The sequence below is a fragment of the Antribacter soli genome (assembly GCF_021568775.1).
GTDB lineage: Bacteria > Actinomycetota > Actinomycetes > Actinomycetales > Cellulomonadaceae > Antribacter > Antribacter soli.
The window spans coordinates 17205-41772 of the sequence record NZ_JAKGSG010000013.1; the positions used below are offsets into that span (position 1 = coordinate 17205).

Below are 24568 nucleotides of genomic sequence, written 5' to 3' on the forward strand. Positions count from 1 at the left end.
GTGGTCGGCGGAGGACAGCTCGCCCGCATGATGGCCCCCGCGGCGGCGGAGCTGGGCGTCCGCCTCCGGGTGCTCGTCGAGGAGCCGGGGTCGGCGGCCGCCCAGGTGATCACCGACGCCCCCGTCGGTGCCGCCTCGGACGAGGCCGCGATCCGTGCGCTCATCGCGCCGGACGACGGCCGGGACCCGGCCGCCGTGCTCACCTTCGAGCACGAGCACGTACCGAACGCCCTGCTGACCGACCTGATCGAGCACGGCACCCCCGTGCGCCCCGGCCCGCACGCGCTGGTCCAGGCGCAGGACAAGATCGTCATGCGGGAGCGCCTGGAGGCGCTCGGCGTGCCCTGCCCGCGGTGGCGCGCCCTCCCGTCAGGCCCCGGCGCCGGTGAGGCCGGGGGACCGGCCGCCCTGGCCGAGTTCCTCGCGACGGTCGGCGGAGCCGCCGTCGTGAAGACCTCCCGCGGCGGGTACGACGGCAAGGGCGTGCGCCTCGTGACGTCGCCCGACCAGGTGGCCGACTGGTTCGCGGCCGCCGCGGCCGGTGCTCCGGCGCTGCTGGTCGAGGAGAAGGTGCCGTTCACGCGCGAGCTCGCCGCGCTCGTGGCGCGCCGGCCGTCCGGCGAGGTGCGGGCGTGGCCGGTCGTGGAGTCCGTGCAGCGCGAGGGCGTGTGCTCGGAGGTGATCGCCCCCGCCCCCGGCATCAGCCCGGAGCTGGCTCACCGCGCCCAGGAGATCGCCGTGACGGTCGCTGAGGGGCTCGACGTCACCGGCGTGCTGGCCGTCGAGATGTTCGAGGTGCCCGGCCCGGACGGCGAGCCCACCGTGCTCGTCAACGAGCTCGCGATGCGGCCCCACAACAGCGGCCACTGGACCATCGACGGTGCCGTGACGAGCCAGTTCGAGCAGCACCTGCGTGCCGTGCTCGACCTGCCGCTCGGCGCGACCGACCCGATCGCGCCGTGGACCGTCATGGTCAACGTGCTCGGCTCGGCCTTCACGGAGCTCACCGACGCCCTGCCCGCGGTCCTGTCCGAGTTCCCGGAGGCCCGGGTCAACCTCTACGGCAAGGGCGTGCGTCCCGGACGCAAGCTCGGGCACGTGAACGTCTCGGGCTCCGACCTGGACGAGGTGCGGAGCCGCGCCGCCACAGCCGCCGCGCTGCTGCGCGGGGAGCCTCTGCCCGGGGCAGCCTTGGAAGGGGCGAGCGTGCCGCCCGGGGCGACCCGCCCCGGAGGGGCAGGCCAGAGCGAGCGTGCGAGTGCCGGTCTGCGCCGACCAGACGGCCCGTCGGGCCGCCTGACCGAGACCGAGGAGGTCGTCGCATGAACCCGCAGGTCGGCATCGTGATGGGGTCGGACTCCGACTGGCCCGTCATGCAGGGCGCCGCCGAGGCGCTCGAGGAGTTCGGCGTGCCCGTCGAGGTGGATGTCGTCTCCGCGCACCGGATGCCCACCGAGATGATCGAGTACGGGCGCGACGCGGCCGGGCGCGGGCTCCGCGTGATCGTGGCCGGGGCCGGGGGCGCCGCCCACCTGCCGGGCATGCTCGCCGCCGTCACGCCCCTGCCGGTCATCGGCGTGCCGGTGCCGCTCAAGCACCTGGACGGCATGGACTCGCTGCTGTCCATCGTGCAGATGCCCGCCGGGGTTCCCGTGGCCACCGTGTCGATCGGCGGCGCCCGCAACGCGGGCCTCCTCGCGGTGCGCATCCTCGCGTCCGGTTCCGGCGACGAAGCCGCCGCGCTGCGCGAGCAGATGGTCGCGTTCCAGGCGTCGCTGCGCGACGTGGCGAAGGAGAAGGGCGAGCGCCTGCGCGCCGCGAGGGCCCTGATGTGACGCCGTCGGGCGCCGGCAACGGTGAGATCCCCGCCGTCGCGGCGCCTGTCGAGTACCGTCACGACCTCGACGGCCTGCGCGCCGTCGCGATCCTTCTCGTCGCGGTCTACCACGTCTGGGTACACCGGGTGTCCGGCGGCGTCGACATCTTCCTCCTGCTCTCCGGGTACTTCGTGGGTGGCGCCCTGGTCCGCGGGTTTGCCGTGGGACGACCCGTGGAGCTGCGCACGTACGTGCCGCGGCTCGCTCGCAGGCTCCTGCCGGTTCTTCTCGTGGTGCTCGGCGTGGTGGTCTGCGCGTCCTGGATCGTGCTCCCGCGGACGCGCTGGGCCGACATGTCCTGGGAGACGCTGGCGTCCCTGGGTTACTGGGAGAACTGGCGCCTCGCGGCCTCCGGCCAGGCCTATGGTGCCCCGGACGTCCTGCAGAGCCCGTTGCAGCACGTCTGGTCGCTGTCCGTCCAGGGCCAGCTCTTCGGGGCGCTGCCGCTCGTCCTCCTCGGCGTGGCGGCCCTTGCTCGGGGCCTCGCTCCGGAGTCCCGCACGCGTCTGCTGCGCTGGGCCGTGGCGTTCCTGGCCGTGGCCTCGTTCACGTACGCGACCGTGATGGTCCAGCTCGACCAGGGCTTCGCGTACTACGACACGGCGGCGCGCGCCTGGGAGTACCTCGCCGGCGTCCTGCTGTCGTTCGGCGCGGGCGTCCGCCTCGCGCGGCGGTGGTCCGCGCTGCTCGGGTGGCTGGGTCTCGCGATCGTGCTCGCCGCCGGCGTCCTCGTCGACGGGCAGGCACAGTTCCCGGGGCCGCAAGCCCTCGTACCCCTGGCGGGCGCCGCTCTCCTCGTGCTGAGCGGCGGTGACGGCGGGAGCAAGGGGCCGGGGCGGATCCTTGCCTGGAGACCGCTGTCACGCGCCGGCCGCTATGCGTACGCGTACTACCTGTGGCACTGGCCGGTGCTCGTCCTCACCATCGCCGTCCGCGACCGTCCTGTCGGATGGCTGGCGGGGACCGGCGTCCTCGTCCTCTCCGGGCTCCTCGCGTGGGCGACGTACCACCTGGTGGAGGCATCGCTGCGACGGGCGCCGGCGCCGCGGGCCCGCGTCCGGTGGACGTGGGGCTCGCGGGTGGCGTTCGCGGTGGTCGTCGCCCTGGGAGTCGGCACGGTCGCCGCCCCGGCGGTCTGGCTGCAGCACGTGCAGGCTCTGCGCGGGTCGGCGTCGGTGGCGGGCGACCCCGCGATGCTGGCGAAGTACCCCGGGGCGCTCGCGGTGGTGGACCCGAAGGACTACACCTACGACGCGTCCCTGCCCCCGATCCCCGATCCCGTCGCGGCGTCGGAGGACAAGGTGCGGGCCGTCTTCGAGGCGTGCGGCACCCCTGCCGGCGACGCGAACGTGACGGTCTGCTCGTGGGGCGACCTGGACGCGGAGCGGGTCGTCACCGTGGTGGGAGGCTCCCACGCCGAGCAGTGGATCGACGCGCTCGCGGCGATCGGCGAGGAGGAGGGCTTCCGCGTCGACTCCGTGATCAAGTGGGCCTGCGCGCTGTTCGACGGCACGGAGGGCGTCGAGGAGCTCCTGGTGGACCCGACGTGCCGGCAGTGGAACCGCGACGTCTTCCGCCTCCTGGAACGGAGGGTGCCCGACGTCGTCTTCACGACGGCGACGCGACCGGCGACCGACGGCGAGACCAGCAAGGAGAAGGTCCCGGGTGCGTATGTCGCCGCCTGGGAGCGGCTCGCCCGGTCGGGCATCAGGACGGTCGCTGTGCGGGACACCCCGTGGACCGGGACCGATCCGGTGGCGTGCGTCGCCGAGGTCGGCTCCGGCTCCCCGTCGTGCCAGGTCGCCCGGTCCGCTGTCCTGGACGAGGTGAGCCCGCTCGAGCTGTTCGAGCCGCCTGCCGGGACCGTGTTCCTGGACCTCGACGACGTCCTGTGTCCGGACGACTCGTGCCCGTTCGTGCAGGGCGGGCGCATCGTGTACCGGGACCAGCACCACCTGACCGCCACCTACGCGACCTCCGTGGCTCCGGTGCTGCGCGACCGGCTCGGCCCGGCTCTCGGGTGGTGGTGACCTCCAGGGTTCTGGAGGATGGTCCCGCGTGCCCTAGGATCCGTGTGCCTTCTGTGATTGGAGAGCTTCGACGATGAAGTGGACCCCGCGTGGCGAGAGCCGCCCCGAGACCTTGCCCGAGCCTGCGGCAGGCGGTGTCTCGAGGACGATCTACCTCGTGACCACGGCCGGCCACCCCAACTACGGCGACGAGGTCATCGTGCGCGGCTGGCTCCGGCTGCTCGCGGAGCGGGAGCCCGGCGCCGAGGTGTGGGTCGACTGCCCGAACCCCGGACCCGCCGCTGCCCTCCTGCACGGCGAGCACCCGAGGGTGCGGTTCACCGACACGCTGTACAGGCTCTGCTGGGAGGCGCCGTCGGACGACCCGCGGGACGTGGGGGAGTTCGTGACGAAGACGCTCGAGGACCCCGGCGCAGCGCCGCGCTGGATCGCGGGCATCGACATCGCCCGGTCGGCGGACGTGGTCCACGTCGTGGGCGGCGGATACATCAACTCGGTCTGGCCGCGCCACGTGGGCCTGGTCGCTGCGGCCGCGTGGCTCCGGCGGGAGCGCGGGGTCCGGCTCGGAGCGACCGGCCTGGGGCTCCTGCCCGTGGAGCGGGGGGTGGCCGAGGTGTGGACCGAGAGCGCGGCTGCGTTCGACGTGCTGACCGTCCGGGACGAGCCGTCGCTCGTGGTGGCACGGGCAGGCAACCCGCGCGCGCGGCTCGCGATCGACGACGTCTTCGTCTCCGGGATGGCAGACCTCCTCGCCGGCAGTGCCAACGACGCCCCGGACACCATGGTCTGCGTCCAGACGGACATGTACGACGGCGACTTCGGGCTCGTCGTCGACTATGTCCGCGAGGTCGCCCGGCGGTGGCAGGGGCCATGGGGCTCGGTCGGGTTCGTCGAGTGCATGCCCCAGGTCGACCGGGCCATCTACGACGCGCTCCGCGACGACTTCCCCGAAGCCCGTTTCTACTCGGTCTGGGAGATACTCGCGGACGGCCTTCCCGCCCGCCGCGGGCAGCGCTGGATCTCGACGCGCTTCCACACCCACCTGCTGGCCGCGGCAGCGGGCGCGTCCGGCATCGCGCTGAGCCTGAACAACGACTACTACGCGGTGAGTCACGCCGCGGTCGTCGCGGCCGGTTCCGGGTGGACCCTCGGATCGCTGGACGACGCGTCGTCGGCGAAGGCGGGGGGTGCCGGCGAGCTGCCGGCGCGTACCGAAGAGCTCACTGCGGCTGCGCGGTCGGCCGGGGCGGAGCTCTACGGCTGGTGACCCGGCGCGGCCTGCGCCCGGCTCAGCGCCGCATCGCGTCGGCGCGGTAGGCGCGCCGGCGCAGGCCTTCCGGGACCAGGCGGTAGCCGCCGCGCAGCACGACGTTCCGGGCGCACTCGAGCGCGGAGGTCACGCCGAGCGTGTACATGCGCCGCTGGAGCTCGAGCTCGCTCCGGAGCAGCCGGATGCCACCGCGACGCGCGTAGGCGCCGGCGCCGACCCGGTACAGGACGAGGGGTTCCCGCACGTTGCCCGTGGCCATCCCGAGCGAGATCATCCGCGCGAACAGCCAGTAGTCCTCCATGAGCGGGAGGTCCTGGTACCCGCCCGCCCGCGTCACGGCAGACCGTCGGTAGACCACCGACGGGTGGTTGAAGGGCGAGCGGAAGCCCACCGCGCGAGCGATCTCGGCCTGGGTCAGCGGCGGCGTGCGCACCATCCCGTGGGCGGGAGCGCCGAGGGCGGGTTCCTCGTCGAACTCCTCGATCGCGGAGCCGACGATGTCGAGCCCCTGCTCGACCAGCGGTACCTGGACGGCGAACCGGGCGGGGCGCGACACGTCGTCGGCGTCCTGCCGGGCGACGATCTCGTAGGAGCACGCCTCCATGCCCTGGCGGAGAGCGATGGCCAGGCCCTCGTTGCGCTCGAGCGGCACGACGGTCACCGGGACGGGTGACGACGCGACGAGCGCGTCGAGCACCTTGGTGAGCTCGGGCCCGACCGGTCCGTCGCGCACGACGACCACCTCGGTGGGCGGCAGCTCCTGCTCGGACGTCACCGACGTGAACGACCGCTCGAGATGTACCGGGTCGTCGCGGCGATAGACAGGGAGGAGAACGGAGAAGGGCGCGGTCACGCGGACGGCCTCCGCGCCGTCTCGAGGGCCTCGATGCCGGTGAGCGGGCCCGCGCCCTGCAGGACGTCGGTGGTGGTGCGCGGGCTCTGCAGGATGCCGTCCCGCAGCCCCCGCAGCCCAGCAGACCGGAGCACGTCGCGCCGTGCGGACCGTGCGTACGTCCGCGCCCAGCGCCGGATGGAAGCGCCCGTGTAGAGGACGCGCTCGAACGGCGAGAGCGCCGACGAGCGCGTCAGCATCCAGATCTTGTTCCGCACCTCGTAGTAGAAGCGTTCACCCGGGTCGACGTCCGTCGCGCCGAACGTCTTGGTCCGGTGGACGACGACGGACGCGGGCACGTGGAGCCCCGTGCTGCGGCGCAGCAGCCGGCAGGAGTACTCGAAGTCGTCGTTCCAGATGAAGTAGTCGGCCACGGGCAGGCCGTGGTGCCGCACCGCGCGCGCGTCGACCAGCATCGACACGAACGACGACGAGCGGACGGGCACCGCCCCCGCCGACGCCGCACGCGCGATCAGCTCCGCCGAGGCCCCGGGGCGCCGCCGGGGGGTGTTCATGGGATGCTCCCGGCCGTCGTGCCAGACGACCTTGCTGCCGAGCAGCGCGACAGGTCCCGGGTACGCCTCCCGCGCGCGGAGCAGCTCGGCGAGCGCCTCCGGCGTCGGGATCGTGTCGTCGTCCATGAGCCAGACGAGGTCCGCGCCCTGCTTCTCGACCGCGTGCGCCAGGCCGACGGCGAAGCCGCCCGCCCCGCCGGTGTTGCGCACGAGGGACAGGACCTCGGCGCCGACCGGGTGCTCCGCCGCGACGACGGCGGAGTCGTCGTCCGAGCGGTTGTCGACCACGACGACGGCGTCGAGCTTGCGGGTCTGCTGAGCCAGGGCGTCGAGGGCCTCGCGCAGCAGGTCGCGGCGGTTGTACGCGACGACGACGGCGACGACCCTGTCACCCTGGCGTCCGGTCTGCGGGGCGCGATCTGGCACGTGCTGCAGCGTACCCGAGCGGGCGCGACCCCACGCCGCCGCTCTGCACAACTCCTCCACGCCGTCCGACCCGGCCGGGCCCAGCCGCTACCAGTCAGGCGATTACGCTCTTCTGACGTGAGACCTCGCGTGCTGCCCCGTCCTCGACCGAGCCTTGGCTCGGCCCGGGGCCCGGTGCACGCCCGGAGCCTGCACTCGCACCGGCTCGCCCGCGCGATCGGCATGACGCTGACCGGCGGCCTCGCGTTCGCGACGGCCGCGAGCGCGACCACGGCCCTCACCCTCGCGGGAAACATCGACAGCACGGACGCCGACGCCGTCCTGGAGGGCGTGGACCGGCCCGAGGCGGAGCCGCCCTCCGACCCGAACGCGGGCACCGTGCTGAACATCGTCCTCCTGGGCACCGACGACCGGAGCGGCGAGAACGGCGAGCTCGTCGCCGACGGCGAGCTCGGCGCGCGGTCCGACACGACGATCATCCTGCACGTCTCGGCCGACCGGTCGCGCGTGGAGCTCGTCTCGATCCCGCGGGACTCGACCGTCCCGATCCCGTCGTGCCCGACGACGAACGGCGAGCAGACGAAGGCGATCCGGAGCTCGAAGTTCAACGCGGCCTTCGCCCAGGGCGTGCTCGTTGGCGGCGACGTCCACTCCGGCGCGATCTGCGCGCTGCACACCCTGGAGACCCTGACCGGGGTGCGCATGGACGGCTACGTCGTCGTCGACTTCGCCGGCTTCCAGCAGATGATCGACGCCGTCGGCGGCGTCGACATGTGCATCCCCCAGGACGTGTACTCCCCGAAGGCGAACGACCTGCGCCTCGACGCGGGGGTGAAGCATCTCGACGGCTGGACGGCGCTCAACTACGCCCGCGCGCGGACGGGCGAGGGCCTCGACGGCTCGGACACGAGCCGGATCGGCCGGCAGCAGGAGCTGCTCGCCGCGCTCTCCCGGGCGGTGCTGGCGCAGGACGTCCTCACGGACGCCCCCCGGCTCCTGGCCTTCCTCGACGCGCTCACGAGCTCGCTCACCACGAGCGACAACTTCGCCTCGGTCTCGGAACTCACCGGCCTCGCCTTCAGCCTGCGGTCCCTGCGGGCTGAGAACATCTCCTTCATGACCGTCCCGTTCACGACCGACCCTGAGAACCGGGCGAACGTGATCTGGACGGACGAGGCGGGCGCCCTGTGGGCGAACCTCAAGGCAGACCTGCCGGCCCTCGGCCAGGACGCGCCCGTCCAGGTCGGCTCACCGAGCACGCCCGCCACCCCCGCCGCGCCGTCCTCGACGGCGACCGGCCCTGCACCCACTCCCACACCGACGGTCACGCGGAAGGCGGGCGAGGAAGCCTTCTCGTCGGCCGACGTCACGTCCGTCTGCGGCTGAGGACACCATGACCAGCGACCAGAGCCCGAGCGCCGAGCAGCCGCGCCGCCTTCCGCCGAGCTTCACGCCCCAGCCCCGGCAGGGCGGGCGACCTTCGGCGACGGACGACGCCATCGCCATCGGCAACTCGGGCAAGGAACGCCCCTCCGGGGGCCGGATCGGCCGACCCGACGACGCGGTGCCCCTCGCGCCGCGCGTGCAGCGCCAGTCCTCCCGCGAGATCCCCATCACCACCCCGCGTGGCGGGAACGTCCCGGAGGGCTCGCCCCGCGCGATCCCCCCGCGGTCCGCGCCCCCGCAGTCGATCCGGCCCGGCCGCGGCAGCGCCCGCACGGCTCCGGCCCCGGCGCACGACGGCGCGACCAGGGTCGGCTCCGTACCTGCCGCGCAGCAGTCGCCGGTACGCCAGCCGCCCGCCCGCCCGGCTCCCGTCCGACCGGCGTCGGGCCGCGGCGCGACGTCGCACCCGGGCGTCGCCGCGGCGCGTCCCGCCGTCGGCCGTCCGCAGGGCGGCGGCCTGCGGGTCCGCCGCCGGCGCGTGGCCGGGCTGGTGGCCCTGGTCGTCGTCGCCGGCCTCGTCGCCTGGCCGGTCGGCCTCCTGATCTGGGCGGACGGCAAGCTCCAGCACGTCGACGCGCTGTCCGGGGCGAGCGGGACCAGCGGCACCACGTACCTCCTCGCCGGGTCGGACGCGCGTGGCGACGGCATCAGCGAGGACGGCACCACGGGTGCCCGCACCGACACGATCATGGTGCTGCACAAGCCGGGCAGCGGTCCCGCCTCCCTCATCAGCATCCCCCGCGACACCTACGTCGAGATCCCCGGCTACGGCGGGAGCAAGCTCAACGCCGCGTACTCCTACGGGGGCGCACCGCTGCTGGTGCAGACGGTCGAGGGCCTGACGGGTCTGACGGTCGACCACTACGTCGAGGTCGGCTTCGGCGGGGTGCAGGGCGTCGTCGACGCGCTCGGCGGCGTGGAGCTGTGCCTCGACTACGACGTGAACGACTACCGCAGCGAGCTCGTCTGGACCGCGGGCTGCCACGTCGCCGACGGGCACACCGCGCTGGCGTTCTCCCGCATGCGCTACTCCGACCCCACGGGCGACATCGGTCGCGCGGAGCGCCAGCGCCAGGTCATCAGCGCCGTGTCCGCGAAGGCGGCGGACAGCAGCCTGCTCTACCGGCCGGCCGACCAGGTGGCCCTGATCGACGCCGGCATCGGTGCGCTCGTCGTCGACGAGCGCACCGGGATCGTGGACCTCGGGTTCCTGGCCCTCGCGTTCAAGTCCGCGACCGGCCCGGAGGGCGTGACCGGCACCCCGCCGATCTCGAACCCGGACTACCGGCCGGGCGACGTCGGCTCGACGGTCCAGCTGGACCCGGAGACCGTCGGACAGTTCTGGGTCGACGTCCGTGACGGAAACCTGGAACCGGGTAGCACCGTCGGTGGCCTTCCGCAGTAAACCGCCCGGAGATAGTCAAGCAGAACCCGATAAATGGGGTGAACAGGACATCCGACTGAGTCGGATAGCATGTACCCCGCTGCCTCCCCGACCTAGGAGTATTGAGTGAACGCGGATCTCGTCGTCGTGGGGTCAGGCTTCTTCGGCCTGACCGTCGCTGAGCGGATCGCCGAAGAATTCGGGCGAAAGGTGCTGGTAATCGACCGGCGCTCTCATATCGGTGGGAATGCTTTCAGCGAGGCCGAGAAGACGACCGGAATCGAGGTGCACCGTTACGGCGCACACCTCTTCCACACGTCGAACGAGCGTGTCTGGGAGTACGTGAACCGCTTCACCGCCTTTACCGACTACGTCCATCGCGTGTACACCACCCACAAGGGCGAGGTGTACCCGATGCCGATCAACCTCGGCACGATCAACCAGTTCTTCCGCTCCGCCTACGGCCCGGAGGCCGCGCGTGAGCTGATCAAGGAGCAGTCGGCGGAGCTCGGCGGCAAGAAGCCGGAGAACCTGGACGAGCAGGGCGTCTCGCTCATCGGCCGCCCGCTGTACGAGGCGTTCATCCGCGACTACACGGCGAAGCAGTGGCAGACCGCCCCGACGGAGCTGCCGGCGTCGATCATCTCGCGCCTTCCTGTGCGGTACACGTACGACAACCGCTACTTCAACGACACGTACGAGGGTCTGCCCGTCGACGGGTACACGAAGTGGATCGAGCGGATGGCCGACCACCCGAACATCGAGGTGCAGCTCGGCGTCGACTTCTTCGACGAGTCGCAGCCGGTGAGCAAGGGCAACGTGCTTGGCAACGTCCCCGTGGTCTACACCGGCCCGGTGGACCGCTACTTCGACTACGCCGAGGGCGAGCTGTCCTGGCGCACGCTCGACTTCGAGGAGGAGGTCCTCCTCACGGGCGACTTCCAGGGCACGCCGGTCATGAACTACGCCGACGCGGACGTCCCCTACACCCGTATCCACGAGTTCCGCCACTTCCACCCCGAGCGGGAGTACCCGACCGACAAGACGGTCGTCATGCGCGAGTACTCACGCTTCGCCACGCGGGAGGACGAGCCCTACTACCCGGTCAACACGGCCGAGGACCGCGAGATGCTCCTCAAGTACCGTGACCTCGCCGCGGCCGAGAAGAACGTCCTGTTCGGCGGACGCCTGGGTACCTACAAGTACCTCGACATGCACATGGCCATCGGTGCCGCGCTCTCGATGGTGGACAACAAGCTGGCACCCCACTTCGCCACCGGCACCGGGATCATCAGCGGGGGTGTCGACGCATGACCGCAAAGCCTGCTGTCCGCGTCCTCCAGCGCGTCGTCTTCCCGCTCGAGCCGGACCAGGACATCCTCCCCCTGTACGCGGAGGGTGAGCTCGGGCAGATGCTCACGGACGCACAGGGCGCCACCATGAGCACCGCGGCGTCGCACCAGGACTCCGTCCAGGTCGCCTCGCGTCGCTCGTTCCGTATCGACGCCAAGTCCCGTACTTCGTTCGGCACCTACTTCAACGCGTTCCCGGCGAGCTACTGGAGGCGCTGGACGACGGTCGACGCCGTCCGCCTCGTCGCCGAGGTGAGCGGTTCGGGCTCCGTGTTCGTGTACCGCTCGAACGCCCGGGGCAACGTCTACCGGGTCGACGGCACCCGTTTCGACGGGGCGGCCGGCGAGATCGTCGCCTTCGACCTGCCGCTCTCGAACTTCGCGGACGGCGGGTGGTACTGGTTCGACGTCGTCGCCGGCGGCGAGGGCGCCACGCTCGACAAGGCGCACTGGGAAGCGGACTCTGACCGACCCCAGGGCACGGTGACGGTCGGCATCACCACGCTGAACCGCGCGTCGGACGTCGCCACGCTGCTCGGGCAGCTGGCGGCGGACGACGCCCTGCTCGACATCCTCGACCGGGTGACCGTCGTCGACCAGGGGACCCAGCACCCGGAGGACGCAGACGGGTTCGACGAGGCCGAGAAGGCGCTCGACGGGCGGCTCCGGATGATCCGCCAGGCCAACCTCGGCGGGTCGGGCGGGTTCTCCCGGGGCATGAGCGAGACGCTCGACGAGGGCGTCAGCACCTATCACCTGATCTCCGACGACGACGTGCGCGCCGAGCCCGAGGGCATCCTGCGGGCCGTCACGTTCGCGGACCTCGCGCGCCGCCCCACGATCGTGGGCGGGCACATGTTCTCGATGTTCGACCGTTCCCACCTGCACTCGATGGGCGAGCGGATCAACCCCTACCGCTTCTGGTGGGCACCTGTGCTCGACGCCCCGGAGGGGCACCACCTCGACGAGGCCGCGCTGCGGTCCACGCCGGAGCTCCACCGTCGCATCGACGTGGACTACAACGGCTGGTGGATGGAGCTCATCCCCACGGTGGTGATGCGCAAGCTCGGTCTCTCGCTGCCCATCTTCATCAAGTGGGACGACGCCGAGTACGGCCTCCGGGCCCGTGCCGAGGGCATCCCGACGGTGACGCTGCCGGGTGTCGCGGTGTGGCACGTGCCGTGGACGGACAAGGACGACAGCCTTGACTGGCAGGCCTACTACCACGAGCGGAACCGGTTCGTGGCCGCCCTCCTCCACTCGCCGTTCCAGCGTGGCGGCCGGCTCGTGCGCGAGAGCCTCTACCACCAGATCAAGCACCTGCTCGCGGCCCAGTACTCCGTGGCCGAGCTGCGGAACCAGGCGCTCGAGGACCTGCTGTCCGGCCCGGGGCACCTGCACGAGCAGCTCGACACGCGTCTTGCGCGGATTCGCGAGACGCGAGCCGCCTACCCCGACGCCCAGATCCACAAGGAACCGGGCGCGTTCCCTGACAAGCGTCGCAAGAAGGTCTCGAAGCACGGCGAGGTGCAGCTTCCCGACGGGCGGTTCGGTACCTACGCCATGGCCGCACGCGGCTTCCTGAAGGCGGTCTGGCCCGTCTCGGACCTCAGCCGCGAGAACCCCGAGGCCGAGGTCGCGGCGATGGACGCCCGGTGGTGGCTGCTCTCGCAGTTCGACTCGGTCGTCGTGTCGACGGCGGACGGTTCTGGTGCCTCCTGGTACCGGCGCCAGCCGGCGCAGTTCCGCACGCTGCTGCGTCGTTCCGTGGTGCTGCACGAGCGGGTCCTGCGTGACTGGGGCAGCCTCTCCGAGCAGTACAAGGAAGCGCTCCCCGAGCTGGTCGGGCAGGACGCGTGGAAGGCCACCTTTGCGCGGACGGAACCGACGCCGAGGTGACTGACGTGATGCCCATGGTCACGCCTGGGATAGGGCGTGGCCTGCTCGACGTGGTCGAGCGTCGATTCCTCCTCCGGCTGATCGTCCGCAAGGAGCTCCGCGTCCGTTACCGCGGCTCGGTGCTCGGCATGGCGTGGTCGTACGTCAAGCCGGCGATCCAGTTCGGCGTCTACTTCGTCGCGCTCGGCGTCTTCCTGCGGATGCGCGACACCGTGCCCGACTACGCGGTGTACCTGTTCGCGGGCATCGTCGTGATGAACTTCTTCGGCGAGGGATTCGGGAACGCGACGCGGTCGATCATCTGGAACGCGCCCCTGATCAACAAGATCTACCTCCCGCGGGAGCTGTTCCCCGTGGCGTCGTTGTACGTGTCGGCGGTGCACTTCTTCCCGCAGCTCGTGGTCCTGCTCGTCGCCGCCCTGATCTCGGGTTGGCGCCCGACGGTGGCCGAGGTGCTCGCTGCCGTGGTGGGGTTCCTCATCGTGGCGATGCTCGCGCTCGGGCTCGGCCTGCTCTTCGGGGCGGCGAACGTGTTCTTCCGCGACGCGGAGAACTTCGTCGACCTGATCGTGATGGTGGCGACGTGGGCCTCGCCTGTCCTGTACACCTGGGGTCTCGTCCAGGCCGAGCTGCCGCGCTGGCTCTGGTTCGTCTACCAGGCGAACCCGCTCACCGCGGCGGTCGAGCTCTTCCACTACGCCTTCTGGTACGGGGGCACGGGCCGGCCGGCCCTGCTGCCCAACGGCACGGCCCCCATCCCCGACAACCTCTGGGCAGTCGGGGGCGGCGCGCTCGTCGTCTCGCTGGTGGTGCTCGTCGTCGGCCAGCTCGTCTTCAGGCGCCTCGAGGGGCGCTTCGCGCAGGAGTTGTGATGACCACGTACATCGACGTCTCCGACGTCTCGAAGCGGTTCACGCTGCGCCACAACCGATCGCTCAAGGAGCTCGCCGTCGCCGCGATCCGCGGCCGGGACCTGGGCGACACGTTCCTCGCGCTCGAGGACGTCTCGTTCGAGGTCTCCGAGGGCGAGACGGTCGCGCTCCTGGGCTTCAACGGCTCGGGCAAGTCGACCCTCCTCAAGCTGATCTCCGGGGTGCTCAAGCCGGATGTCGGCTCGATCCGGACCCGTGGCAGGGTGGCCGGCCTGATCGAGGTGGGCGCCGGTTTCCACCCCGACCTCACCGGCCGGGAGAACGTCTACCTCAACGGGGCGATCCTCGGCATGACCGAGGCTCAGATCAGCGCGTCGTTCGACGACATCGTCGCGTTCAGCGAGATCGAGCGGTTCATCGACACCGAGGTGAAGTTCTACTCCTCGGGCATGTTCCTCCGCCTCGCGTTCTCGGTCGCGGTCCACTCGGACCCGGAGGTCTTCCTCATCGACGAGATCCTGGCGGTCGGCGACGAGCCGTTCCAGCGCAAGTGCCTCGACCGGATCCGGTCCCTCAAGGCCGAGGGGCGCACACTGGTGATCGTCAGCCATGATCTCGACATGGTGGCGAAGCTGTGTGACCGAGGCATCCTGCTGGAGCGGGGCAAGATGGTCGACGACTCCGACGCGACCGCCGTGGTCGCCCGGATGCGTGGAGAGGGTGCCTGACCGGTGAGCGTGACGCGAGTGGACCCCGAGACGGTGCCGGTGGCGGGAGCCACCGACGAACCCGCCGCCGAACCGGACCGGCGGGCCGGCCTGCGAGAGCTGGTGTGGACGGTGGCGACCGCGGTCTCCGTGGTCGTCGTCGCGATCCTGCCGCTCCTCTTCGATCCCCGCTTCTACTTCGCGGACGACACCCAGGCCGGGGCGTACCCGATCTGGGTCTCGATCGGCGAGCACCTGCGACAGGGGCAGCTGCCCTTCTTCGAGCCCTCCCGCTGGATGTCCGGGAACTATCCGGCCGAGGGACAGTGGGGGCTCTACAACCCTGTCGTCTGGCTCGTCGGGTGGTTCGTGAGCGGTGCCGGCGACGCGGTCGTGGCGAGCTCCGTGGTCAAGATCGCCTTCCTCGGGATCGCGGCGGGCGGGGCGTACCTCCTCGCCCGGTCCTACGGTGCGACGCGGCCCTGGGCCTACGGGGCCGGCCTCCTGGCGCCGACCGCCGGGTTCACCATGTACATCGACGCGGCGTCCTGGGTGACCGCCCTGTTCGTCTGGGCCCTGCTGCCCTGGGTCTGGTGGGGCCTGCGCCGGGTCCTGGTGCACGGGGGCAACCCGCTCGTCCCGTTCGTCGCCGGGTATCTCCTCGTGACGGTCGGGTACGTGCACGGGACGCTCATGATGTGCTTCGTGATGTCCGGGGTGCTCCTCGAAGGGCTCCTGCTCAAGCGCGTCGCCCCGACGGTCCGCGTGCTCGTCGTGAGCTGCCTGCTCGGGGCGGTCGCGATCGCGGTCTACCTGCCCGGGGTGCTCACGGCTCCGGTGACTGCGCGCGGCTCCGCGTCGATCTTCAACACGAACTTCATGTCGCCGGACCTGTCTGGTCTGGCGACCTCGGGCACGCCGCTGACACGGCCCTGGATGACGGGGTTCTGGGGCACACCGCCCGAAGCGCCCCTCCTGTACGTGGCGTGGCTGCTGCCCCTGGTCGCGCTCCTGTCGTGGTCGAAGGTGCTCGACGTTCTCTCCCGGTCTGCCGCGCTGCTCGTACTGGGCACCGCCGCGGCCGGGCTCGTGTTCGGGCCGAGCGACGTGGGCCCCCTGCGCTTCCCGGCACGGGTGTTCCCCTACCTGGCGCTCGCCATCGTCGTGCTGGTGGCCGTGCTCGTGAGCCGCGCGGCCGTTCGCCCGACCCGCTCCCGGGTGATCGCCGTCCTCGTCCTCGTCGCTGCCGGTGGCGCGTTCGCCTGGTTCGAGATTCCCGACCAGTGGTTGCTCGTCGGCCTGGGCATGACCCTGGCCGCCCTGGGCCTCCTCGCATGCCTGTGGTTCCTGGCGCGCAGCCGGGCCGCCGCGCCGGGCATCGCCGTGACGCTCCTGGTGATGGCCGTGGTCGTCACCGGTGCGCAGCACTGGGCCTTCCCCAGGTCGCCGTTGCCCGACTTCGGCCTGCCCGCGAGCACGAGCGACTACAGCCACGCGCTCCAGGGCGTCGACGGCGACGCGATGATCGTCGGCAACCCCACGATGACCTCCGACCCGGTGGCGCCCGGTTCCGAGTGGTGGAGGTCGACGCTCTACGCCAACGCGTGGTACCTCAGCGACACGACCGTCGTGAACACGTACTCGCCGATCCTGCACAAGGCGTTCGCCGAGGACCTCTGCGTCGACGCGCACGGGGTCGTCTGCTGGGAGACCCTCGAGCGCCTCATGGCGCCGGACGAGACGACGGGGGAGCCGCTCGTCGACCTCCTCGCGGTCAACGCTGTCCAGGTGCTCGCCCGGCCCGGGGCGCCGGCCGGTGACGTTTCCGCGGACCCGTACACGTATGCCGTGCCTCCGGCAGGCTGGCACGAGGCCTCCCGCGACGCGGCCGGCGCGGTGTGGGTGCGGGACGTCCCCGTCGAGCCGGCGGGCGGGGTCGTCTGGACGTCGGACGGCGTGGCCCTGAGCGACGTGCGGATCACAAAGACCTCCGTCACGCTGCACGTCGACGAGGTCCCTGCCGGCGGCGGCACGATCGTGTTCTCCCGCCTCAACTGGCCGGGCTACGAGTTCGAGGGGGCCCAGGAGGCCGACCCGGTGCGTAACTACCTCCTGGCGGCGGAGGTGGCTCCGGGATCGAGCGGCGAGGACGTCACGGTCTCCTTCACGCCGCCCGGGTGGGCGTTCGAGCTGGCCTGCCTGTTCGGCGCGATCGCCGCCGCCATGGTCTGGGGAGCGGCTGCCGTCGTCGCCGGAGTGCTCGCGCGACGACGTCAGACGGTCTGACCCGAGGCATAGTCCCCGGAAAGTCCCGGGAGATGTGAGAGGGGCCCGCCCCCCACCCGGGTGGGGGGGGGGGGCCGGGACCAACAAAGGGGGCGGGGCCCCGTTACCGCCCGGGGAGTGTTGCGGGGCCCGGCCCCCCACCGGTGTTGGGGCCGGGCCCCTCTCACATCTCTGTCGGACGGGGCGGGTCAGACGGAGGCGGCTGCCGCGGGCAGGGGCTCCATCCTGCGCCCCAGGACCGCGTATGCGGCCCGCCGCTGCATGGCGACGACGTGAGCCATCGCGTCACCGACGCGGACGTCCCAGTCGGAGATCGTCTCGGGCGCGAGCGACTGGGCGATGCGGTGGAACTCCGCGGCCTCGTCCGCCTGCTGGCGCATGAGCCGCACCGACCACTGGCTCGCGCTCACACGGAACGACGCGAGGGACGTGCGCTGCGCGAACATCTTGCCCATCGCGAGCACCGGGGCGTACGAGCCTGCGTCGATGTAGTAGCGCAGGTCCTGCCACCAGCCGGCCTTCTCGAGCGCCGCGGTGCGCATCATGACGCAAGCAGGCTCACCGAAGATGTTCGTGCCGGAGCGGACCGTGGCGCGCAGCGCTGCCCGTCCGTCGACGACGCCGTCGAGGCGCCCCAGCCCGCGACCGGTGACGAAGGTCTCCCCGCGAGCATCGACGAGGTCACGCTGGGAGGCGACGAGCAGGACGTCGGGGCCGCTCTCGTCGAACGCCCGGACCTGCTCCTCGAGCATGGTCGGATGGATCAGGTCGTCGCCGCAGACGAGCTTGACGAGCTCCCCCTCGGCGCGGGTCGTGACGGCGTTCCAGTTGCGGCGCGCGCCGCCCCCGGCCTCGGTGCGGTGGAGGCTGACGCGGGGGTCGTCGGCGAACTGCTGGAGCAGGTCCCAGGTGCTGTCGGGCGACGAGTGGTCGGCGACGACGAGCTCGAAGTCCTCGAAGGTCTGGTCGAGGACGGACCGGATGGTCGCCTCGATGTACTGCTCGTTCTTGTACGCGGGGATGACGACGGAGACGCGGGGGGTCATCGGGAGACCTCGGTGGTGTTCGGCGGGGTGGAGGGCGTGGTGCCGACCGGCTGGTCGGCGACGTCGCTGGCGGGCTGCTCGTGCTTCCTCCGGAACGAGAAGTCACGGTGCCCGAAGTAGCTGACGAGCGCGGTCACGCAGGTGACCAGGAGCTGGGCGTAGATGGGGCGCATCCCGGTGGACTCCGTGACGAGGGGCAGAGCCACCGCGTTGATCCCGAGCGCCGTGAGGTTGACGACCTCGAACCGGGCGAGGTCGAGCCAGAGGTGCCCGCGGACGCGGAAGACGAAGTACCGGTAGAGGACGAAGGCACAGAGCACGGCGGCGACATGGGCGCACAACAGGCTCAGCAGGTAACCGAAGCGTCCGACCTCCTCGCCGAAGGCCAGCTCGAAGACGATGAACCAGGCCGTTCCCAGGACGGTGTTGAATCCCCCCACAAGGAGGAATGCGATCCGCTGGTCCTTCACGAGACGGAAGAGAGGGCCGAGCGAGCCCTCCATGCCTGCCGGCGGCTTCGGGAGCGCCGTGCTTGCGGTGGCGGGCTGGGGCTCAGGGTCCATGACCACGGGCGATGTCTCCTGGTACTGGTCCGGTCGGAAAGAACGTGCCGACGAGGTCGCGTGACGCGCTTTAAGGTGCAAAACGGGAACGCGATTCACGACTATAGTCGGACGCGTGACCAACCCTAGCGCGCAGCCTGCGCAGCACAGGATCTCCGTCGTCATCCCCGTGTACCAGGGGTCACGAACTCTGCCCGGGGTCCTGTCCGAGATCGACGTCCTGACGAAGGGTTTTACGACCCCGGGCGGCGCCGACGGTCTCGTGGCCGAGGTGCTCCTGGTCTTCGACCACGGCCCTGACGGTTCCGACGCGACGATCCGCGAGCTCGCCGAGCGATACGAGTACGTCCGCCCGGTGTGGCTCAGCCGCAACTTCGGGCAGCACGCCGCGACGCTCGCCGGAATGGCGTCGTCCGGCGGCGACTGGATCGTGACCCTCGACGAGGACGGCCAGCACGACCCCGCGGAGATGATGGGGCTGCTCGACGCGGCGGTCGAGAACCGGGCGACCGTGGTCTACGGCGCGCCCTCGAACCCCGCCCCGCACGGCTTCCTGAGGAACCTGGCGTCGAAGGGCTCGAAGAAGGTCATCGAGATGGTGCTCGGTGGCACGGACACGTCGTCGTACCAGAGCTACCGGCTGGTACTGGGCGAGGTGGGCCGGTCGGTCGCCGCGTACGCAGGGGCGGGCGTGTACCTCGACGTCGCGCTGGGCTGGGTGGCGGGTGACGTGGCGCTGGCCCCGGTCACACTCCGCGAGGAGGGCGGGCGCAGGTCCGGCTACTCGTTCCGCCGGCTGCTCTCGCACTTCTGGCGCATGGTCCTGACGAGCGGTACGCGCGGGCTGCGCCTCGTTGCAGGGCTCGGGATGTTCCTGGCAGCTGTGGGCGTCGTCATCGCCGTCTATCTCGCGGTGACGCGGATCCTCGGAGCCGATGTCCCCAGCGGCTGGACCTCGATGATGATGGTGACGCTGGTCACCTCCGGCGCGGTGCTCTTCTCGCTGGGCATCGTCGCCGAGTACGTCGGCGTCGCCGTCAACATGGCCATGGGCAAGCCCCTGTACCTGATCGTCGGGGATCCGGAGAACGGGCCCCTGGGGCGCAAGGTCCCCCGGCGGTGAGCACTTCGGGGACCGGGCCGGTGCTCGTCGTCGGGTCGAGAGGCCTGCTCGGTGAGGCAGTGGTCCGGGAGGTCGCCCGGCGGGGTCGCCCGGCGCTCCGTGCACAGGTGCGCTGGGGCGCCGACGCCCGGACGGACCTCGCACAGGCGCTCGACCAGGCGCTGGAGGCGGCGGGCGAGAGTCCGGTGCAGATCGCGTGGTGTGCCGGGGTGGGCGTCACCGCTACCCCTCAGGAGGTGCTGGACGCCGAGTACCAGACGCTGTGCGCCTTCGCCGAGCTCCTGACGGGCCTGCCGGAGGCGACCCGCCACCGGATGACCCTGTTCTTCGCGTCGTCCGCAGGAGGCGTCTATGCCGGCTCACCGTCCCAGCCGCCGTTCGACGAGCGATCCCCGGTAGGTCCCCTGGCGCCCTACGGCCGGGCGAAGCTGAAGGCGGAGGAGCGGCTCGTCGAGCTGACCACGTCCGGGATCCGGGTGGTCGTCGGCAGGATCGCCAACCTGTACGGGCCGGGACAGGACCTCACGAAGCAGCAGGGGCTGATCTCGCAGCTCGCCCTGGCGCAGCAGACGGCCCAGCCGTTGGGCGTGTACGTGTCGATGGACACCCTGCGTGACTACATCTACGTGGATGACTGCGCGTCGATCGTCGTCGACATGATGGACCGTGCGCACCAGCTCGACCCGGGCTCGCCGGCGGTCACGAAGGTGCTCGCCTCGCAGCGGTCGGTGTCGATCGCCGCGCTGATCGGCGAGATGCGGCGGATCCACCGGCGTCGGCCGCGCGTCGTCGTCGCCCCGTCTGCCCGCGCACTCCAACAGGCACGCGACCTGCGGCTGCGCTCGGTCGTGTGGCCCGACCTGGACCACCGGCCGCTCACGCCGCTCGCCGTCGGCATGGTCTCGACCGGCGAGGACATCAGCCGCAAGCTCAGGGTGCGCGGCAGGTCGCGCTCCTGAGCCGGGCCGGACGCACGACGCACGTCTACGTCCGGTAGATTCTTCCGCGGCCCCATGTCTCACCTTCCGGAGGACCAGTGGAACTCGTAGTGACCGGCGGCGCCGGGTTCATCGGCGCGAACTTCGTGCACCAGACCGTGCGTGAGCGCCCTGACGTCCACGTGAGGGTACTCGACGCGCTGACCTACGCGGGCGACCGGGCGTCGCTGGCGCCGGTGGCCGACAGGGTCGAGCTCGTCGAGGGCAGCATCACCGACGCGGCGCTGGTCGACCGGCTGGTGGCCGAGGCCGACCTGGTGGTCCACTTCGCGGCTGAGTCGCACAACGACAACTCGCTCTCCGACCCGTCGCCGTTCGTGCAGACGAACCTCGTCGGGACCTTCACGCTCCTGGAAGCCGTCCGCAAGCACGGCGTGCGGTTCCACCACATCTCGACGGACGAGGTGTACGGCGACCTTCCGCTGGACACCCCGGAGAAGTTCACGGCGAGCACGCCCTACAACCCGTCGTCGCCCTACTCGTCGACCAAGGCCGGCAGCGACCTGCTCGTACGCGCGTGGGCCCGGTCGTTCGGCGTTCAGGCGACGATCTCGAACTGCTCGAACAACTACGGGCCGTACCAGCACATCGAGAAGTTCATCCCGCGCCAGATCACGAACCTGATCGACGGCGTGCGCCCCCGGCTCTACGGTGCCGGCCTCAACGTCCGGGACTGGATCCACGTCGAGGACCACAACTCCGCGGTGTGGGCGATCATCGAGAAGGGCCGGGTCGGTGAGACCTACCTGATCGGTGCGGACGGCGAGAAGAACAACCTCGAGGTCGTCGGCACGCTGCTGGAGATCTTCGGGCGGGACGCCGAGGACTTCGACCACGTGGCGGACCGCCCCGGGCACGACCTCCGCTACGCGATCGACGCCTCGAAGCTGCGCGACGAGCTCGGCTGGACCCCTCGGTACACGGACTTCCGTGACGGGCTCGAGGCGACCGTCGAGTGGTACCGCGCGAACGAGGCGTGGTGGCGTCCGGCCAAGTCGGCCACCGAGGCCAAGTACGCCGCTGTCGGGCAGTGACGCGGACGCCCGGCGACGACCGGGCGTGACGTGGCCGGGGGCGGGTGGCCGACGGCGGCCCGCTTCCCCCCGGCCGCAGGCCCGGTACGCCGGGGTGCGTCAGGCCGGTGAACCCTCGGGGATCTCGCCGACCGCGGCGCTCGTGAGCACCGTGATCGGCGGGATCTTCCCGCCGTAGAGCGCGACGAGGCGTTGCCACGACGAGACGTGGTGTCTCTTGCCGTCGCGCACGACGTACACCGCGTCCGAGTCGGGCGCCTTGAGGAGCTCCGTCAGCGACGGACCGCCTCGGAGGGAGTCCCAGCCCGAGCCGGTGAGGCCGACCCACTCGGTGCACGTCGCCCCGTACCTGGCGATCATGGCGCAGGTCTCGGCGTGATAGCGGGTGCCCGCGTCGACGAGGGAGATCGCGCCGTCGCGGGGGTCGCGCACGAACCGGCCGGCGTCCGGTCCCGTCGAGAGATAGGACAGGTACACACCGGGGGCGTCCGAGACACGTCCCAAGGGCGCCAGCGACGTCAGCAGACTCATGGAAGGCACGCGGTGCTTCGTCGTGCCGGATACGAGGTAGACGTCGGACTGCCACGGCGACATGACGAACGCCCCCGTGCCCTGACCCCTGATGGCTCCGTACTCGGCCTGTGCTGCCTTCACACGCCGCCGGATCTCGTCCTGGCGACTCCAGAGCGTGTTGCCGGGGCAGCTCGTCGAGGCGACGTCGCGGTGGCCGAAGATCGTGGGCAGGGTGTTGCCGTTGAGGGTGGTGGTGGCTGCGGCGTCGACGCCGTGGAGCGAGAGCTTCCACGCCAGGAGGCGCACGACGGCGTCGACGGCCTCGTTGGTGACGGTCGCGGTGCTGGTGTTGCCCATGACGGAGACGCCGACGGTGTTCCTGTTGTAGCCGGAGGCGTGGGCGCCGATGGTCTCGAGCTCGATGCCGCCGGCTCGGCCTTCCCAGATGTTGCCGTACTTGTCGACGAGGAAGTTGTAGCCGATGTCGCCCCAGTCCCGGGTCTGGGCGTGATACGTGTAGATGCCGCGCAGGATGGCCGGGACGTCCTGGGGGGTGTAGTCGTTGGTGCCGGCGGTGTGGTGGATGACGCCGCCCTTGATGTCGCCCTGTGCGGGCCGCCAGGTCATGATCGACTCGTCCGCACCCCACTGCTCGCGGTTGTAGAACGACGGTGCCCCGACTCCTCCCGGCCAGCCCGTGACCAGCGACGACGCGATGGGTGTCGACCGGCCGCCGGGGGCGATGCTCGGAGGAGGGGTGGTGACCTGGGCGTCGGCGGCACGACGGCCGGGGTCCACGACCGTGAGCCGGACCTCGCCCAGCGACGATGCGCCGGAGCCCGAGACCACCGCCTCGACGCGGGAGACCTCGCCGACCACGAGCGGGTCGGTGCCGCCCTCGCCGCCGGGCCCCGGTTCGACCTCCAGGGCGGTCCACAGGCCCCACGTGCCCGCGCCGTCCATCGTGCGAACCTCGACGGCCGGGGCGGCGAGGTTGTCACCGGTCCAGGTCACGCCGACGGTGGCGAAGCCGGTGACGGCGGCCGACGCCGTGAGGCGCACGTCGCCTTCCTGGGCTGCCGGGCCCTGCACCAGGGTCTGCGGGCCGTCGTCCTGGAGCACCACCGACGTCGTCCGCGGCCCCTCGGCCTCGGTCGCGACCGAGGCGGAGGGGCCGGACGGTGTCATCGGTGCGCCCGTCGCCGGTGCGAGCACACCGGTCACCAGGACCGCTGCGACGGCCGCCGACAGCGCGCGGAACGGAAGCGCTCGAACACGGCTCATGGGTGCCCCCCGTCAACGTCCCCCTGACCCGCATCGGGACGACGTGCCGGCGGCCGGGCCGCAGCGGTCAGTCCTCGAGGAGTCCCAGCAGGTATCGACCGTAACCCGACTTGACGAGCTTGTCCGCGCGGGCGCGAAGCTCGTCGTCGGTGAGGAAGCCGCGGCGCCAGGCCACTTCCTCCGGGGAGCCGATCTTGAGGCCCTGGCGGTTCTCGATGGTGCGGACGTAGTCCGACGCCTCGAGGAGGGAGTCGAACGTTCCGGTGTCGAGCCACGCGGTGCCCCGGGGCAGGACCTCGACCTGCAGGCGCCCCTGCTCGAGGTAGGCACGGTTGACGTCGGTGATCTCGTACTCGCCGCGGGCCGAGGGCTTGAGGTCGCGGGCGATCTCGACGACGTCGTTGTCGTAGAAGTACAGGCCGGGCACGGCGTAGTTGGACTTGGGCTCGGCGGGCTTCTCCTCCAGCGAGAGGGCCTTGCCGTCGGCGTCGAACTCGACCACGCCGTACGCGGTGGCGTCCGCCACGCGGTAGGCGAACACCGCGCCGCCGTCGAGGTCCTCGAAGCGGGTGAGCTGAGAGCCCAGCCCCGGCCCGTAGAAGATGTTGTCGCCCAGGACGAGGGCGGCCGAGTCGGTCCCCACGAAGTCCGCGCCGAGGACGAACGCCTGCGCGAGCCCGTTCGGCTCGTGCTGGACCGTGTACGAGATCGAGACGCCGAACTGGGAGCCGTCACCGAGCAGGCGGTGGAACTGCTCCGCGTCGTGCGGGGTCGTGATCACGAGGATGTCCCGGATGCCCGCCAGGATCAGCGTCGACAGCGGGTAGTAGATCATCGGCTTGTCGTAGACCGGCACGAGCTGCTTGCTCACACCGAGAGTGATCGGGTGCAGTCGGGTGCCGGACCCGCCGGCCAGGATGATTCCGCGCATGCCCCGGATCATCTCACGGCCGGGCGGGTCTCACGGTGGCCCGGGCCGGGGGGGGGGGGGGCGGGGGGGGGCCCCCCCCCCCCCCGCCGGGCGCGGGGCCCCCCCCCCCGCCCCCCGAAG

Annotated in this window: 20 protein-coding genes; 14 read left to right on the forward strand and 6 right to left on the reverse strand. The window is 71.5% G+C overall.

Features of this window, described 5'->3' with window-relative positions; all coding sequences use genetic code 11:
• Positions 1–27: 27 nt before the first annotated feature.
• The 4 genes from L1785_RS03840 (at position 28) to L1785_RS03855 (ending at position 5174) form a co-directional block, all read left to right on the forward strand.
• Positions 28–1326: a 5-(carboxyamino)imidazole ribonucleotide synthase gene (locus tag L1785_RS03840; protein WP_236087815.1), complete on the forward strand. Its 1299-nt coding sequence runs from the start codon at positions 28–30 to the stop codon at positions 1324–1326.
• Positions 1323–1835, forward strand: a complete 513-nt coding sequence (gene purE, locus L1785_RS03845; protein WP_236087816.1) for a 5-(carboxyamino)imidazole ribonucleotide mutase — start codon at positions 1323–1325, stop codon at positions 1833–1835. The genes L1785_RS03840 and purE overlap by 4 nt, the downstream gene beginning before the upstream one ends.
• The gene (locus L1785_RS23150) at positions 1832–3907 is read left to right on the forward strand and encodes an acyltransferase family protein (RefSeq protein WP_236087817.1); all 2076 of its coding nucleotides are present in this window, start codon (positions 1832–1834) and stop codon (positions 3905–3907) included. Before purE ends, L1785_RS23150 begins: the two co-directional genes overlap by 4 nt.
• A gap of 73 nt (positions 3908–3980) precedes the next feature.
• Entirely contained in the window at positions 3981–5174 is a 1194-nt protein-coding gene (locus L1785_RS03855) for a polysaccharide pyruvyl transferase family protein (protein WP_236087818.1), read from the forward strand.
• A gap of 22 nt (positions 5175–5196) precedes the next feature.
• Here the strand turns inward: L1785_RS03855 and L1785_RS03860 are convergent, their stop codons facing one another.
• Both L1785_RS03860 and L1785_RS03865 read right to left on the reverse strand, forming a co-directional pair.
• Complete coding sequence (locus L1785_RS03860) at positions 5197–6030, reverse strand: glycosyltransferase (RefSeq protein ID WP_236087819.1); 834 nt, start codon at positions 6028–6030, stop codon at positions 5197–5199.
• A complete protein-coding gene (locus L1785_RS03865) occupies positions 6027–7010 on the reverse strand; it encodes a glycosyltransferase family 2 protein (protein WP_236087820.1) in 984 nt (327 codons plus the stop codon). The genes L1785_RS03860 and L1785_RS03865 overlap by 4 nt, the downstream gene beginning before the upstream one ends.
• Before the next feature lie 117 nt (positions 7011–7127).
• On the opposite strand from L1785_RS03865, the gene L1785_RS03870 reads away from it, so the two are divergent.
• The 7 genes from L1785_RS03870 to L1785_RS03900 all read left to right on the forward strand — a co-directional run bounded on the left by L1785_RS03870 (position 7128) and on the right by L1785_RS03900 (position 16956).
• Positions 7128–8396 (forward strand): LCP family protein, encoded by a 1269-nt coding sequence (locus tag L1785_RS03870; RefSeq protein WP_236087821.1) that lies wholly within the window; start codon positions 7128–7130, stop codon positions 8394–8396.
• 7 nt (positions 8397–8403) lie between these two features.
• Positions 8404–9861 carry an LCP family protein gene (locus L1785_RS03875; RefSeq protein ID WP_236087822.1) on the forward strand — a complete coding sequence of 486 codons (1458 nt, stop codon included), beginning with the start codon at positions 8404–8406 and terminating at the stop codon, positions 9859–9861.
• Between the two features lie 105 nt (positions 9862–9966).
• Positions 9967–11154, forward strand: coding sequence for a UDP-galactopyranose mutase (gene glf / locus L1785_RS03880; protein WP_236087823.1), 1188 nt, complete (start codon positions 9967–9969; stop codon positions 11152–11154).
• Entirely contained in the window at positions 11151–13091 is a 1941-nt protein-coding gene (locus L1785_RS03885) for a glycosyltransferase (RefSeq protein WP_236087824.1), read from the forward strand. The genes glf and L1785_RS03885 overlap by 4 nt, the downstream gene beginning before the upstream one ends.
• Before the next feature lie 14 nt (positions 13092–13105).
• The gene (locus tag L1785_RS03890; RefSeq protein WP_236087825.1) at positions 13106–13963 is read left to right on the forward strand and encodes an ABC transporter permease; all 858 of its coding nucleotides are present in this window, start codon (positions 13106–13108) and stop codon (positions 13961–13963) included.
• Positions 13963–14691: an ABC transporter ATP-binding protein gene (locus tag L1785_RS03895; RefSeq protein ID WP_236087826.1), complete on the forward strand. Its 729-nt coding sequence runs from the start codon at positions 13963–13965 to the stop codon at positions 14689–14691. Before L1785_RS03890 ends, L1785_RS03895 begins: the two co-directional genes overlap by 1 nt.
• 3 nt (positions 14692–14694) lie before the next feature.
• Entirely contained in the window at positions 14695–16956 is a 2262-nt protein-coding gene (locus L1785_RS03900) for a hypothetical protein (protein ID WP_236087827.1), read from the forward strand.
• Between the two features lie 188 nt (positions 16957–17144).
• On the opposite strand, the gene L1785_RS03905 is transcribed toward L1785_RS03900, so the two are convergent.
• Together L1785_RS03905 and L1785_RS03910 are read right to left on the reverse strand one after the other, a co-directional pair.
• Positions 17145–18002: a glycosyltransferase family 2 protein gene (locus L1785_RS03905; RefSeq protein WP_236087828.1), complete on the reverse strand. Its 858-nt coding sequence runs from the start codon at positions 18000–18002 to the stop codon at positions 17145–17147.
• Positions 17999–18565: a GtrA family protein gene (locus L1785_RS03910; protein ID WP_236087829.1), complete on the reverse strand. Its 567-nt coding sequence runs from the start codon at positions 18563–18565 to the stop codon at positions 17999–18001. Before L1785_RS03910 ends, L1785_RS03905 begins: the two co-directional genes overlap by 4 nt.
• Before the next feature lie 115 nt (positions 18566–18680).
• On the opposite strand from L1785_RS03910, the gene L1785_RS23155 reads away from it, so the two are divergent.
• The 3 genes from L1785_RS23155 (at position 18681) to rfbB (ending at position 21720) form a co-directional block, all read left to right on the forward strand.
• Positions 18681–19688, forward strand: a complete 1008-nt coding sequence (locus L1785_RS23155; protein WP_236087830.1) for a glycosyltransferase — start codon at positions 18681–18683, stop codon at positions 19686–19688.
• Positions 19685–20647 (forward strand): NAD-dependent epimerase/dehydratase family protein, encoded by a 963-nt coding sequence (locus L1785_RS03920; RefSeq protein ID WP_236087831.1) that lies wholly within the window; start codon positions 19685–19687, stop codon positions 20645–20647. The genes L1785_RS23155 and L1785_RS03920 overlap by 4 nt, the downstream gene beginning before the upstream one ends.
• Before the next feature lie 77 nt (positions 20648–20724).
• On the forward strand, positions 20725–21720 hold the full coding sequence (gene rfbB / locus L1785_RS03925; protein WP_236087832.1) for a dTDP-glucose 4,6-dehydratase: 996 nt from the start codon (positions 20725–20727) through the stop codon (positions 21718–21720).
• 99 nt (positions 21721–21819) lie between these two features.
• Here rfbB and L1785_RS03930 read toward each other — a convergent pair whose 3' ends face one another.
• Together L1785_RS03930 and rfbA are read right to left on the reverse strand one after the other, a co-directional pair.
• A complete protein-coding gene (locus tag L1785_RS03930; protein WP_236087833.1) occupies positions 21820–23517 on the reverse strand; it encodes a peptidoglycan recognition protein family protein in 1698 nt (565 codons plus the stop codon).
• A gap of 67 nt (positions 23518–23584) precedes the next feature.
• On the reverse strand, positions 23585–24448 hold the full coding sequence (rfbA, locus tag L1785_RS03935) for a glucose-1-phosphate thymidylyltransferase RfbA (RefSeq protein WP_236087834.1): 864 nt from the start codon (positions 24446–24448) through the stop codon (positions 23585–23587).
• Positions 24449–24568 lie beyond the last annotated feature (120 nt).

What these genes read in the sequence shown, in the direction of transcription:
- L1785_RS03840 (WP_236087815.1), top strand. Translation starts at nt 28, where the DNA reads ATGATGGCCCCCGCGGCGGCGGAGCTGGGCGTCCGCCTCCGGGTGCTC.
- purE (WP_236087816.1), top strand. Translation starts at nt 1,323, where the DNA reads ATGAACCCGCAGGTCGGCATCGTGATGGGGTCGGACTCCGACTGGCCC.
- L1785_RS03855 (WP_236087818.1), top strand. Translation starts at nt 3,981, where the DNA reads ATGAAGTGGACCCCGCGTGGCGAGAGCCGCCCCGAGACCTTGCCCGAG.
- L1785_RS03875 (WP_236087822.1), top strand. Translation starts at nt 8,404, where the DNA reads ATGACCAGCGACCAGAGCCCGAGCGCCGAGCAGCCGCGCCGCCTTCCG.
- L1785_RS03885 (WP_236087824.1), top strand. Translation starts at nt 11,151, where the DNA reads ATGACCGCAAAGCCTGCTGTCCGCGTCCTCCAGCGCGTCGTCTTCCCG.
- L1785_RS03890 (WP_236087825.1), top strand. Translation starts at nt 13,106, where the DNA reads ATGGTCACGCCTGGGATAGGGCGTGGCCTGCTCGACGTGGTCGAGCGT.
- L1785_RS03895 (WP_236087826.1), top strand. Translation starts at nt 13,963, where the DNA reads ATGACCACGTACATCGACGTCTCCGACGTCTCGAAGCGGTTCACGCTG.
- L1785_RS03905 (WP_236087828.1), bottom strand. Translation starts at nt 18,002, where the DNA reads ATGACCCCCCGCGTCTCCGTCGTCATCCCCGCGTACAAGAACGAGCAG.
- L1785_RS03910 (WP_236087829.1), bottom strand. Translation starts at nt 18,565, where the DNA reads ATGGACCCTGAGCCCCAGCCCGCCACCGCAAGCACGGCGCTCCCGAAG.
- L1785_RS03930 (WP_236087833.1), bottom strand. Translation starts at nt 23,517, where the DNA reads ATGAGCCGTGTTCGAGCGCTTCCGTTCCGCGCGCTGTCGGCGGCCGTC.
- rfbA (WP_236087834.1), bottom strand. Translation starts at nt 24,448, where the DNA reads ATGCGCGGAATCATCCTGGCCGGCGGGTCCGGCACCCGACTGCACCCG.